This window comes from Rummeliibacillus sp. TYF-LIM-RU47, from assembly GCF_008638315.1.
In the GTDB taxonomy this organism is placed as follows: Bacteria; Bacillota; Bacilli; order Bacillales_A; family Planococcaceae; genus Rummeliibacillus; species Rummeliibacillus stabekisii.
In genome coordinates, this window is record NZ_VVIR01000005.1 from 53713 (window position 1) to 67650 (window position 13938).

General features: G+C 38.4%; 12 protein-coding genes. 4 read left to right on the plus strand and 8 right to left on the minus strand.

The genetic code is table 11. From position 1 onward, the window contains the following. Nucleotides 1–58 precede the first annotated feature (58 nt). Complete coding sequence (thrC, locus tag F0527_RS14990) at nucleotides 59–1111, plus strand: threonine synthase (protein ID WP_150285541.1); 1053 nt, start codon at nucleotides 59–61, stop codon at nucleotides 1109–1111. Beyond that, nucleotides 1108–2016: a homoserine kinase gene (gene thrB, locus F0527_RS14995; protein WP_150285429.1), complete on the plus strand. Its 909-nt coding sequence runs from the start codon at nucleotides 1108–1110 to the stop codon at nucleotides 2014–2016. Before thrC ends, thrB begins: the two co-directional genes overlap by 4 nt. A 396-nt stretch (nucleotides 2017–2412) precedes the next feature. Here thrB and zupT read toward each other — a convergent pair whose 3' ends face one another. Next, nucleotides 2413–3225, minus strand: coding sequence for a zinc transporter ZupT (gene zupT, locus F0527_RS15000; RefSeq protein ID WP_150285430.1), 813 nt, complete (start codon nucleotides 3223–3225; stop codon nucleotides 2413–2415). A gap of 177 nt (nucleotides 3226–3402) precedes the next feature. Here zupT and F0527_RS15005 point away from each other — a divergent pair, with 177 nt between their 5' ends. Further along, complete coding sequence (locus F0527_RS15005) at nucleotides 3403–4611, plus strand: MFS transporter (RefSeq protein WP_150285431.1); 1209 nt, start codon at nucleotides 3403–3405, stop codon at nucleotides 4609–4611. A gap of 192 nt (nucleotides 4612–4803) precedes the next feature. Here F0527_RS15005 and F0527_RS15010 read toward each other — a convergent pair whose 3' ends face one another. The 6 genes from F0527_RS15010 to F0527_RS15035 form a co-directional block, all read right to left on the minus strand. After that, nucleotides 4804–6051: a YeeE/YedE family protein gene (locus tag F0527_RS15010; RefSeq protein ID WP_150285432.1), complete on the minus strand. Its 1248-nt coding sequence runs from the start codon at nucleotides 6049–6051 to the stop codon at nucleotides 4804–4806. Nucleotides 6052–6269: 218 nt separating this feature from the next. Continuing rightward, nucleotides 6270–6872, minus strand: coding sequence for a phosphatase PAP2 family protein (locus tag F0527_RS15015; protein WP_150285433.1), 603 nt, complete (start codon nucleotides 6870–6872; stop codon nucleotides 6270–6272). A gap of 139 nt (nucleotides 6873–7011) precedes the next feature. Continuing rightward, the gene (locus F0527_RS15020; RefSeq protein ID WP_150285434.1) at nucleotides 7012–7995 is read right to left on the minus strand and encodes a siderophore ABC transporter substrate-binding protein; all 984 of its coding nucleotides are present in this window, start codon (nucleotides 7993–7995) and stop codon (nucleotides 7012–7014) included. Between the two features lie 16 nt (nucleotides 7996–8011). Continuing rightward, nucleotides 8012–8773 carry an iron ABC transporter ATP-binding protein gene (locus tag F0527_RS15025; RefSeq protein ID WP_150285435.1) on the minus strand — a complete coding sequence of 254 codons (762 nt, stop codon included), beginning with the start codon at nucleotides 8771–8773 and terminating at the stop codon, nucleotides 8012–8014. After that, entirely contained in the window at nucleotides 8770–9720 is a 951-nt protein-coding gene (locus F0527_RS15030; RefSeq protein ID WP_066790370.1) for an iron chelate uptake ABC transporter family permease subunit, read from the minus strand. Before F0527_RS15030 ends, F0527_RS15025 begins: the two co-directional genes overlap by 4 nt. Further along, nucleotides 9713–10663, minus strand: a complete 951-nt coding sequence (locus tag F0527_RS15035) for an ABC transporter permease (protein WP_066791983.1) — start codon at nucleotides 10661–10663, stop codon at nucleotides 9713–9715. The genes F0527_RS15030 and F0527_RS15035 overlap by 8 nt, the downstream gene beginning before the upstream one ends. A gap of 301 nt (nucleotides 10664–10964) precedes the next feature. Between F0527_RS15035 and F0527_RS15040 the strand changes: the two genes are divergently transcribed. After that, on the plus strand, nucleotides 10965–12221 hold the full coding sequence (locus F0527_RS15040; protein ID WP_223823625.1) for a mechanosensitive ion channel: 1257 nt from the start codon (nucleotides 10965–10967) through the stop codon (nucleotides 12219–12221). A 150-nt stretch (nucleotides 12222–12371) separates the two neighbouring features. Here F0527_RS15040 and F0527_RS15045 read toward each other — a convergent pair whose 3' ends face one another. Further along, nucleotides 12372–13859, minus strand: coding sequence for a peptide MFS transporter (locus F0527_RS15045; protein WP_150285436.1), 1488 nt, complete (start codon nucleotides 13857–13859; stop codon nucleotides 12372–12374). Nucleotides 13860–13938: the final 79 nt, after the last annotated feature.

Consider the following 13938-nt stretch of genomic DNA (forward strand, 5'->3'; position numbering starts at 1 on the left):
ATTTTTAGAAAGTACATTGATTTACATTTACTAAGGAGGAAATATCATCATGACTGCTATATGGAATGGCTTGCTTCATCATTACAGTGAATTTTTACCAATAAACAGCAATACACCGCTTCTAACACTTCACGAAGGAAATACACCATTAATCTATCTTGCCAAATTATCTGAAGAGCTGGGGATTGATTTGCACGTAAAGTTTGAAGGTTTAAATCCCACTGGTTCCTTCAAAGACAGAGGAATGGTGATGGCCGTGGCTAAAGCGGTAGAAGAGGGAAGCAAATGCGTGATCTGCGCCTCTACCGGCAATACTTCTGCGGCTGCGGCTGCCTATGCGGCACGAGCAGGCATTGAGGCTATTATCGTGATTCCAAAGGGTAAAGTTGCTGCAGGCAAATTAGCGCAAGCCTATATGTACGGCGCAAAGATCATTGAGATTGATGGCAATTTTGACGAGGCATTGCAACTTGTACGCCAAATCAGTGATACAACAGCCGTAACCTTAGTAAACTCGGTCAATCCCTATCGTTTAGAAGGTCAAAAAACAGCTGCTTTTGAAATTTGTGATGCATTAGGAGAGGCACCAGACATCCTAGCTATTCCGGTTGGCAACGCAGGCAATATAAGCGCATATTGGAAAGGCTTTAGAGAATACGCACAGAAAAAAGGTACATCTCTTCCTAGAATGTTTGGTTATGAAGCGGAAGGGGCTGCCGCCATTGTCCGAGGCGAACCAATAGCACATCCTGAAACCATCGCTACTGCCATCCGCATTGGAAATCCAGCCAGTTGGCTATTGGCTGAAATGGCACGCGATGAATCGGACGGTAAAATCAGTGCTGTAACTGATGAAGAAATTCTAAATGCCTATCGATTGATTGCCTCTAAAGAAGGCATTTTTGCTGAACCTGGATCAGCCGCATCTATTGCAGGTGTCTATCAATCTGTAGCGGATGGTTCTATCGCAAAAGGAAGCAAGGTTGTAGCAGTCCTTACAGGTAATGGATTGAAGGATCCTGACACAGCTGTCAGTGCATCCTCTGCCAATGTGGTAACACTTTCGAATAACGAACAGGAAATCCGTGAGTATATCGAGGGACTACTATGAGCAAAACATGGAACATACAAGTACCGGGCAGCACAGCGAATCTAGGCCCAGGCTTTGATTCAATTGGAATTGCACTAGGACTATATTTAACTTTAGATGTAACATTAAGTGATCAATGGGCATTTGATCATCAATCAGTTCATTTACCTCAAGAAATAAATACGGAAGACCATTTAATCTATCAAAGCGCAAACTATGTAGCAACATGCTATGATGCCATACTCCCCTCCTGCAAGGTAATTGTACAAAGCGAATTGCCCTTGGCTCGTGGTATTGGGAGCAGTGCGGCTGCCATTGCTGCAGGGATTGAATTAGCTAATCAACTTTGCGAATTAAACTTATCATTAGAAGAAAAATGTCGTATTGCTACTGATTTAGAAGGACACCCAGATAATGCTACGGCGTCCATCTGCGGTGGACTGACAATCGGGGCTATGTTGCCGGATGGAGGACTAAGCCTGCTGAGTGTAAAAGAAATAGATATAGCCTTCGCCCTTTTCATCCCAAATGTAGAGCTTAAAACACAAGAAGCAAGGGATGCCTTGCCTTCTACTTTTGAACGAGGATATGCTGTACGAGCAAGTGCCTATGCCAATGTATTAACAGCCGCCCTATTAATGAATGATTGGAAACGTGTAGGTGAAATGATGGAGGCTGACTTGTTCCATGAACCTTTCAGGACAAATATAATTCCCTACTATAATGAAATTAAAAAATTGGCGAAGGAAAGCGGGGCTTACGGGACAGCGATCAGCGGAGCAGGTCCAACCATGATTTCTTTAGTTCAACCTGAAGAAGTAGATGAATTTGTTGAAAAGATGCGTCCTCACCTGCCGGATTATGAGATAAAAGTTGTTTCCATTGATCGAAATGGGATTCAACTAAAAGTATCAGAGTATATTTAGAATGTAGTAAGGGGCTAGCCATATTGGCAACCCCTTTTTTCGTTATTAATAAAATAACAGAATGACTCCGAATAAAAAGCAGGAAACAACAAAGATAGCATAGAGACTATAATTATCAAACACAATATTGAATATGACAAAAAAGATAGATCTAAACAAACTAGCGCTATCTTTTTTATATTCTTTTATGATTATGTAAATAATCCAAATTAAGTTTGCTACAAATATAACCATTAATAAACTGCCAAGCAACTTGTCCATTTTCTTCCCCTAATTTCCCATGATGAAATATTCTTTGGTGTGATTCTTCGCCATTATAGTTGGAAACTGCTCGACATGCAATGTAGTGCCACTCCCATTTGCACCAAGAAAGAGGATTGCCGTCAAGCAATCCTCTTAAGGCACCAACAACACTAAACTAATAGCCATAACAATCATGCCAAGAACAACGCCATAAATTGACGAGTGAGCTTCATCGTATTTGCGGGCCGCCGGCAATAATTCGTCTAGTGAGATAAAAACCATAATTCCTGCCACCCCAGCAAATATCATACCAAACATAATATCATTCAAAAATGGCATCAATAATAAATAAGCAACGAATGCTCCAACCGGCTCAGCTAAGCCTGATAAAAAAGAAAGCTTAAAAGCTTTTTTCCGGTCGCCTGTTGCAAAGAAAATAGGAACAGATACAGCAATACCTTCAGGGATATTGTGAATTGCGACAGCAATGGCAATCGCTAATCCTAAATTTGGATCACTCAATGCGGAAACAAACGTGGCAATCCCTTCAGGAAAGTTGTGTATGCCAATGGCAAGTGCAGTAAAAACGCCCATCTTCATTAAGCTCGAATAATCTTGTTGTGACGGGCCTTTCTTCAAATCTTCTACCATTTTGACTTCATGCGGATTTCCCTGTTTTGGGATCAATTTATCAATCAAGGCGATAAGCAGCATGCCTGAAAAGAATCCGATAATTGTAAAAAGATAGCCTTGTTTTTCTCCTAGCTCCCCCACTAGTGCCACTTTAGCTTTGACAAATATCTCAACAAGGGAAACATAAATCATAACACCAGCTGAGAAACCTAAAGAAAATGATAAAAATTTAGTATTCGTTCTTGAGGTAAAAAAGGCGATTAAGCTGCCGACTCCTGTTGCCAATCCTGCAAAAAGAGTTAACCCCAATGCATATAGTACACTTGCATCCATTTACATACTCCTTTATGAACTGACTTTTTATTTACTATATGCTTAATGTTTCCTTTATGAAACAATTTTCTTTAAAGTCAAAATAAAAGATGAACCACTTCCCTCTTTCCGGGAATAAACAGGAAAATGTATTTCTTTATTATTGCGTTTTATAATAAGGGTATCGAGGTGAAAAATATGGAGGAATACATCAAAAGAGGAACATTAGATTTTCGCAAAGCCAACTTGGCATTATTCGCTGGAGCGTTTAGTACTTATGCTAATTTATATATGACGCAGCCAGTGATGCCGACATTAACGAAATTTTTCCATATATCGCCGGCTGCGGCTAGTCTTTCCCTCTCATTTACTACAGCATCACTTGCCATTTGTATGTTAATAGTAGGTTCTCTTTCAGAAGCATGGGGCCGCAAACCTATTATGACATTTTCTATGATTGCGGTAGCTATTTTAACTTTTCTTATTGCTTTTTCGCCTAACTACCACGTCTTGCTGATCTTGAGAGTTGTCCAAGGCGCTGTTTTTGCAGGTCTACCAGCTATTGCGATGGCTTATTTAGGTGAGGAAATCGATCCAAAAAGCTTAGGAGCGGCAATGGGGCTCTATATAAGTGGAAATTCCATTGGCGGTCTTGCCGGACGGATTGTGATGGGTTCTGTGAGCGATTATTCGAATTGGCGCGTCGGAATGATTGTGATTGGCATTATTAGCTTGCTTCTTGCTATAGCATTTTACTTTTTATTGCCAAAATCTCGACATTTTGAGCCAGATAAGCTTGCGTTAAAGCCACTCTTCCAATCTCTTCTTATGCATTTGAAGGATCCTGCATTATTAAGTTTATTTGGTGTTGGATTCTTGCTAATGGGATCTTTTGTAACGATGTACAACTATATAGGTTTCCAATTGATAGAACCGCCTTATTCTCTTAGCCAAACAATTGTTGGCTGGATTTTTTTAATTTATCTTGTAGGGACATTCAGTTCGGCATGGATGGGTAGTTTAGCGGACCATCACGGGCGTTACAAAATTCTTTTGAGCGGGATAGGGCTTATGCTTGCCGGTGCTCTCTTATCATTAACGGATAACCTATTTATCAAGATTGCAGGAATAGCGATACTTACTTTCGGTTTTTTTGGAGCTCATTCCATTGCAAGTGGATGGGTTGGAAAAAGAGCAACCCATGAAAAAGCACAAGCTTCTTCGCTGTACCTCTTTTTCTACTACGTAGGATCCAGTGTCGGCGGAACAACCGGCGGGCTCTTTTGGTCTAAGTTCGGCTGGAGCGGTGTCGTAGGGATTGTTTTAGTCTTTTTAATCGCAGCGAGCATCCTTGCTTTTGCAATCCATAAGATTACAGTGCGCCAATCGCTCAATGCTCATCAATAAGGAACAAGACACAATAAAATACAAGACACAATAAAATACAAGACACAATAAAATACAAGACACAATAAAATACAAGACACAATAAAATACAAGACACAATAAAATACAAGACACAATAAAATACAAGACACAATAAAAGGCTTCTGTCATCCCAAACGATGACGAAGCCTTTTTGGTGTTATTCTAGTGTATTTAACAAAACGTATCCGTAGATTTTGGATTTTTCAATCCAAAGAGCGGACGTATAAAGAGTGCTACATATGTGCCGAAAAAGGCCATTACTGCCCACACCCAACCATGAAGGCTGAAGGAAGCTATACCGCTGAAATATGCACCAATGTTACAGCCGAATGCAAGACGGGCACCATAACCCATCATAAGACCGCCTACTACTGCAGCTGCTGCTACTTTCGGTTGAAGTTTCTTCGGTTTAAATGTACCTTGGAATGCAGCTGATATAAATGCGCCAAGGATAATACCGAAATTCATAACACTCGTTGCATCAAGGAGCACTGATTGGCTTAAAGCATTGCCTTTAGCTCCTGCGAAAAAGCCCCAGCTTGACACGTCTACGCCCATTGCCATTAATGCTTTGCCGCCCCATAGAGCAAAAGCAGAAGTAATACCCCAAGGACTGCCTTTTACTGCTAGAGTCAACGCATTTAACAATGCAAGAATAATAGCAGCTGCAAATAATGGCCAAGAACCGCGAATCATTTTTTTAAAGCCTTTAGTTGTTGGTAGAGGCTTCATCATCGGCGGGCGTTTCTTTTTCGCAATCTGTATAGTAATCCAGTAGATGACAGCAAATGCGATGAGTTGGACGATTAATGCGCCTACATAACCAAGTCCTGTTGATTCAGCTAACGAAATGGCTGGCAATGAAGGTGTGTCCTCCATCCAAAACGTGAAATTATATGCACCTAGAACAGACCCCGCAATGAATGCAATGAGCGTTAAAAGCATGGAAGATGTTCCTCCACCCACTTGGTAAAGTGTTCCTGATGCACATCCATTTCCAAGTTGCATACCAATCCCGAAAAGAAATGCACCGACAAGCAAGCTTGTGCCTACAGGTGATACATTGCCCTCAGGAGCGACTCCAGTAAAACTAAAGCCCGTTCCGAGTATTATCGCGAACAAAATAGATGCAATTGCAAGCATGAGCATATGCGCTTGCAACCCTTGCACATTACCGACTGATGCCAGACGACGGAAGGCAGAGGTAAAACCAAAGCGTGCATGCAGTAACGTCATGCCAAGGGCAATGCCGATAATAAATAGTACACCTTGGGTCCAATTTGCCACGTAAACAATTGAAATCAAAAGAATAATTGCTATAAGAATCCCTGCTGAAGCTAGCGGTTTTTGCATAGGGTTCAGCTTGGCAACCACTGTTGTTGATTTGTGGTCCCAATTTGAGACAGTTTTTTGAGTCATACTTTTCCCCTCTTATCCTATTAGAATACTTGGTTTTATGTTCTTTATAATAGTCTCTTTTCGATAAAAAGTAAAGAAGTTTGCTATTCATTTGATCTGTAATACATAAAATTTTGTTATTTACTAGATAAAAATGGAGAATAAGACTTCATTTGAATTATTGAAACCTCTATAAATAAACAATCCCCTTTGAGCTTCTGTTAGGGGATTGTTATGGACTACGTGTTTTGCCATTTTTTGCGACGTACATACCATGCCCAAACTATAACAAACCAAGTGAACCCCAATGCCCATCCAGCTGCTACATCTGAAGCGAAGTGCCTGCCTTCCGCGATACGTGACAAGCCAATTAATAAAGACAATAGTATTGCTACTAGCCATACAATTATTGAACTAGCGCTCTTCCTTTTATTCTCAGTCATAAAATAAGCGAGGGTGAATAAAAAGAGGACACTCATCATCGCATGATTAGATGGAAAACTAAAGGATGCCAATTGATTAGGAATGTCTGGTCTAGCACGATGCACCCATTCTTTAATAAATTGATTAATCATATTTCCTCCGCCGATCGTCAGCAGTGTAAACATCATGCCACGATAATTGCGATCGCGTAGCCATAACCAAACTAGCAGCAAAACAGCGATCGTTAAGATAAATGTTTGTTCGCCAATATAATGGAAAGCAATAATAAATCCATTGCCCTTAAGTAAATGAGCTGCTACTAAATCGATTGTCGTTACCCATTCATTCTTTAAACTTATCCATAAAAAAATAAAAATAGCAAAAGCAAGAATGCCTAAGGAATACATGATTTTTGACATGCCCAATCCCCCCTTGTTTATTAGCATACCCTTTTATACACAAACCTACTTCATCTAACGCAAGCTACTCCAAAGTAGTTTCACTTTAACATATACACAAAAAAACACCTAGCCATCTTGGGCTAGGTGTTAACAATGATTATAAAGCCTTTTCTACTTCTTTAACCATTTCTTTTACAGATTGGATACCTCCACCAGATAAGTACCATACTTCTGGGTTTAAGTAGATCATTTTTCCATCTTTATAAGCAGTTGTTTTCTTTACAATATCGTTTTCGATATCTTTTTTCGCTGAAGCGCCTTCTGTTACAACAGCATCACGGTCTACTACGAAGATGATATCTGGATTTTTCTCTAATACATATTCATACGAAACGTTTTGTCCATGAGTTGATACTTCAATGCCTTTATCTACTGGTTTAAAACCAAATACATCGTGAATCAAACCGAAGCGTGAAGCAGGACCGTAAGCGCTGATTTTACCTTCAGAACCTAGGATAATTAGTGATTTTTTATCTAAACCTTTTGTTTCGCCTTGAACTTTTGCGATAGTTTCATCTACACTAGCAAGTTCAGTTTTCACTTGATCTTCTTTGCCGAAAATTTTGCCTGCTAATTCTGTGTTTTCTTTAAATGATTCCATATAGCGAGTTGTATCTAAACCAACATAAACAGTTGGCGCAATTTTGCTGAATTCTTTATAAAGGCTAGCTTGACGTCCAGAAATAAAGATAACATCAGGATTCAATGAAGCTAATTTTTCAAAATCTGGCTCTTTTAATGAACCAACGTTTTCGTAATCGCTACCTTCATATTTTTTCAAGTAACCAGGAATCGAATCTTGTGGAATACCTGCAACTTTTACACCAAGTGTATCAAGTGTATCTAAGAAGCCCATATCAAATACAACTACTTTTTTCGGGTTTTTCGGAACATCAACTTTATCTTTTACAGAATCAGATGAACCATCTTCATTTTGTACTCCAAAATCGTTTGTTACGGCAATTGTTTCTTTAGAACCGCTATTAGAATTCCCTTTATCTTTGCTAGAATCTTTTGAATTACAAGCACCTAGCACAAATAGTACTGCAAATACTAATGTTAGTAATGACCACTTTTTCATTTGTTTTTCCCCTTTATCATGAATTAAAATACACACAGATTCGGCAGCTATTCATCTCTTGAATAGGTATATCCATATCGTATATTTCTTTGAGTGACGCGGAATTAATGATTTCACTGGTTGGTCCTTCTTTTACGACTTTCCCATCTCTGAGCGCCACAATAAAATCTGAATAAACGGATGCGAAGTTGATATCATGAAGTACAATCACTACAGTCTTGCCCAATTCATCAACAAGTTTACGCAAAATCTTCATGATTTGAACAGAATGTTTCATATCCAGATTATTTAATGGTTCGTCTAGCAAAACATATTCGGTATCTTGAGCAATAACCATCGCAATAAATGCGCGTTGTCGTTGCCCACCAGACAATTCATCTAAATAATCATGTTGGATATCCTCTAAGTTCATATAATGAATGGCTTCATCAACTTTTTTTTGGTCCTCTTCAGTAAGATGGCCTTGGGAATATGGGAAGCGTCCAAAAGAAACGAGTTCACGAATGCTTAATCTAACATTCATAAAATTGGATTGTTTTAGAATAGATACGCGTTTTGCGAAATCATTGGACTTCACTCTCTTTACATCAGTGCTGTCTAACAATACTTCACCGGTATCCGCATCAAGTAAACGGCTTACCATCGACAATAGCGTCGATTTTCCGGCGCCATTTGGGCCAATAAAGGAAGTGATTTTACCTCTTTGTATATCAACACTTACCTTATCAACGACCATTTTCTTTCCAAAATACTTGGAAATCTCTTTTACTTGGATCATGCAGATCGACTCTCCTTCAATAATAAGTAAATAAAGTAGATACCACCGATGAAATTGACGATAACACTTAATGTTGTTGAGAATGTAAATACTCGCTCAACTATCCATTGGCCTCCGATTAATGCAACTAAACTCATAAATGACGCACCCGTAATCAAAATGGAATGCTTATACGTTTTGAAAAATTGATAAGATAAATTGGCTACTATCAAACCGAAGAATGTAATAGGCCCAACAAGTGCCGTTGATACTGAAATAAGTATCGCTGAGATGATCAGCATGCGCTTGACCACTTTATCATAAGGCACACCTAAATTAATCGCTGTATCTCGGCCGAGTGATAGAACGTCTAGTTGATTGATCATTCTAACCCCATAAATCATGACAATCACAACTACCACTAATGCCAGCCATACGAGATCACCGTTGACATTATTGAAACTAGCAAACATTTTGTCTTGTACGCGGGTAAATTCATTTGGATCAATCAAAACTTCCATAAAAGTGGTGATACTTCCTAAGAACGTCCCCACAATTATGCCCACTAAAAGCAAAAAGTAAATCGGTCTCCCACCAGCGCGAAATAAAAATTGGTATAGGATTAGCGCAAAGCCTATCATAACGACAACTGACACAAAGAAGTTCACTTGCGCGTTCATAATGACAATATGGCCAGATCCAAAAAAGAAAATAATAAACGTTTGCAAAAGCAAATATAGAGAATCTAACCCCATAATACTTGGAGTCAAAATACGGTTATGCGTAATCGTTTGGAAAATGACCGTTGAATAAGCGATAGAAACACCTGTCAAAGCCATTGCCAAAATCTTAATTACTCTCCGAGGCAATATGTAATCATAATTGCCGTTCAAGCCCTGGAAAATATACAGTGCGCTAAATATAAGCGCAACGCCTAGCAATATTGCTAATTTAATACTATTACGCATACGCCTTCCCCCTAAACAACAAGAATAGGAAGACTGCACTGCCTATGACGCCTACCATTAAGCTGATAGAAATCTCATATGGATAGATAAGGACACGGCCTAATATATCGCAGATTAAGAGGAATATAGCCCCTAAAAGCGCAGTATGTGGCAGTGTTTTTTGCAAGTGGTCTCCTTTAAAAATGGAGACAATATTGGGAATGATCAATCCTAAAAATGGAATCATACCAACTGTTAAAACAACAGTAGTAGTAACTAAAGCAACAAGGATTAAGCCGAAATTAACGATACGTTTATAAGCAAGCCCTAGGTTTTTTGCGAAATCTTCACCCATTCCAGCCACTGTAAAACGGTTGGCATAGAAGTAGGCGATAATCAATACAGGCACACTAATATAAAGCAGTTCGTAGCGACCTTTCATGATCATCGAGAAGTCACCTTGTAGCCACGTGGAGATATTTTGGATGACATTGGACTTATAAGCAAAGAACGTCGTGATAGAAGACAATATATTCCCAAACATCAATCCGACAAGCGGTATGAAAATCGCATCTTTAAATTTAATGCGGTCCAATATTTGCATAAATAATAATGTGCCGGCAAGCGCAAATACGAAGGATACCGCCATTTTTTCAAGCATCGAAGCGTTTGCAAATAACAGCATCGATACAAGAATCCCTAAACGAGTAGCATCTAGTGTACCAGCCGTTGTAGGCGATACGAATTTATTGCGGCTCAAACTTTGCATAATTAAGCCTGCAATACTCATCCCAAAGCCCGCCAAAATAATCGCAACCAATCTTGGTACGCGACTGATGAGGAAAATTTGTGTCTTTTCTGAATGTAAGTTTAATAAGTCCTTTGGTGTGATATCACTTACCCCCACAAAGAGAGAGATAAGAGACAACACAACAAGTGCTATCAATAAATATCGTTTTTTCATGGCAATCCCGTCTACTTCCTCTTCCTTTATTAGGTGATACATCTGCAAATGAAAATCATTATCACTTGCTCCTACTTAATTATAGCATCTGAATATTATATTTCAACCGTTAATTGAAAATGATTATCAAAAGGATTTATATATTATAGATTAGTATTTCTTTCGTTATCTTAGTACGTAAAGTAATGCTTAAACCTCTACGAATTGAAAAATCTCTTTATTCGACAATATGTTTATTCCTAGTAGACAAGGGTAATAAAGTCGATATCAACAGGAATATTTTATATTTGGAGGTAAAAAGATGGTCAATCGATTTACAGGTGAATTTCATGACATGTGGTACAGAGTAGCAAACTTTATTCCCAATATATTAGGAGCTATTCTGCTACTGGTCGTAGCTTGGCTTGTTGCAACTCTTATCCAAGCTATTTTTACAAAAGGCCTCAAAAAAATCGGCGCATCACGAGTAATGACGAGAGCTCATATGGCTACTGATGATAGGGACGCCTACAATAAGCTCAATTCTATTGGTAAGATACTTTACTATCTTGTGTTCATATTGTTCTTGCCGAGCGTATTAGATCAGTTGAGAATGAATTCAGTAGCGAATCCTATTTCTAATATGATGGATAAAACGCTCGATTTCCTACCTAACTTATTCATGGCTGCTATTATTTTAGTGATTGGTTATTTTGTAGCCAAATTTGTTCGCAACATCGTTTCTATGATTTTAGGAACAATCAATATTGATAAATGGTTCAATAAATTGACCAAACGTGGAAACGGAGAAGTAATGTCTCCTGATAGTAAAACTACGCTTACCAATGTACTGTCCAACGTTGTTTTCATTTTAATCCTGATTCCGATTGTCACTGTTGCACTTGAAACACTTGGAATCGACTCCATTACACGTCCAGTTACTGCTATGTTAAATGAAGTGCTCAATATGATTCCAAATATTTTTGTAGCGGTTATATTAATTCTTATAGGTATCGTTCTAGCACGTTTTATCGGAGAATTGCTTAGCAATCTATTAAAAGGTACAGGCATCGACGATGTATCAAAATATTTAAATCAAAAACAACAATCATCTATGCCATCATTTGATATTGCCACAATCATTGGTAAAGTCGTGCAAGTACTTATTATTATATTCTTTACAGTTGAAGGACTCAATGTTTTGCATCTAGAAGTTCTACAAGATATCGGTATGGCTGTTATTAGCTACTTGCCACTTCTATTAAGTGCACTCGTTATTATTTTGCTTGGCTTTATTGGCTCTACCCTTCTTGGCAACTATATTCGCCAAGCTACAGGCAATCGTTTATTTGGCGGCATAGTTAAGTATGCCATTCTTATCATGGCAATCTTTATGGCCCTTTCACAATTGCACTTCGGTACAAGCATTGTCAATCTAGCCTTCTTGTTCGTCATAGCTGGCCTTTCAGTGGCATTTGCCCTATCATTTGGGCTTGGCGGTCGAGAATTTGCTAGTCGCCAACTGCAAAAGTTTGAAGCGAAAATGGAGAAAGAAAGTAAGAATTCAAAAGACGAATAAACGCTCCATCATTAAAGCCTAATTTCTAAATATGGAAATTAGGCTTTAATATTGTCTTAATGGAAATAAAATAAAAAGCTTGCCTGCAAACCATATAAACTGATTTACAAGCAAGCTTATTTTAAAATCGCTATAAAGCGAATTTCAATTTTATTTAATATCGCCCATTTTTTTAGAGATCCATGGACTTAGTATTAACATGATGATAAATAATGCAACGGAAGCACCGCCAAGGAATCCGAAGTATTGTACCTCAGAAATTTTATCAAACAACTTAGCTAATTGAGCATTCAATGCTTGTGCTGCAGTACTAGTCAAGAACCATAGTGACATTGTTTGCGCAGCAAATGCAGCCGGAGCTAATTTTGTTGTTGCCGATAAACCAACCGGTGACATTAATAACTCACCTACTACTACTAAGAAGAACGAAATAACGATCCACCATGGGCTAATTAACTCTGTACCGCCTGAAGAGATTGCTGGAATAATCATAATCAAGAAAGATGCCCCTGCAAATAACAAAGAGAATGAGAATTTAATCGGCGTAGATGGTTGACGATTGCCAAGCTTCATCCAAATAGCTGCAAAGATTGGTGCCATTGTAATAATGAATAATGGGTTCAATGATTGGAACCATGGTGCCGGGATATTATAGGAGCCAATTGATAAATCTGTACGCTGTTTAATATAAGTAGCAAGTATAGTAGAACCTTGCTCTTGAATAACCCAGAACATTGTACCAGTAATAAACAAAGGGATATATGCAAGAAGGTGAGACTTTTCTTTCGCTTCTGTTTTCTTACTAGTAAACATCCAAATGAAAACACAAATTGGTGCTAATAAACCAATGACTGTAAAGAAGTTTACAACATTGTTAATTGTAATGAGGCCAACCATTGCCGCAATAACAACTAAAATTGCTATAATTACTAGGGAAATTGTGAAATTCTTAATGATTTTCCCACGTTCAACATCAGTCAATGGATTTTTAGGTTCCATACCTGCTAGTCCTAATTTTTGCTTTTGATTATGTGTATAGAAGAACAATCCAATTGCCATACCAATAGCAGCAACACTAAAACCAACGTGATAGTTGTATTCTTCTTTTACAGCACCTACAACTAACGGAGCGATAAATGCCCCTGCATTAATTCCCATGTAGAAAATATTAAAGCCTGCATCACGACGATTGTCATCTTCGGCATAAATTTCACCAACAATTGAAGATACGTTTGGTTTCAATAAACCTGTACCTAGAATAATAAATACCATTGAAGTGAATAAGAATGGCAAACCTCCTGGAATCGCCAGACAGATATGTCCAACAATAATTAATATACCACCCCAGAATGAAGTTCTTCTTGTTCCTAACAAGCGGTCAGCAACCCATCCGCCAATAATACCTGACATATAAACTAATGAGCCATAGATTGCCATAATGGAAGAGGCAGTAGTTTCACTAAGGCCTAAACCGCCGTTTTTCACGGTATCATACATGAAATAAATCAGAATTGCTTTCATTCCGTAATATGAGAAACGCTCCCAGAATTCAGTAAAGAATAAACTAAACAGGCCTTTTGGATGACCAAAGAATCCCTTTTGAGGGACTGATTTAACGATTTCCTCTCTTGTTGCCATAAGAAACTCTCCTTCTTTCAATATAAAAAATAGTCCAACAATTCTAACTATAAACTATATCTCTTTTCATAACTTTAAA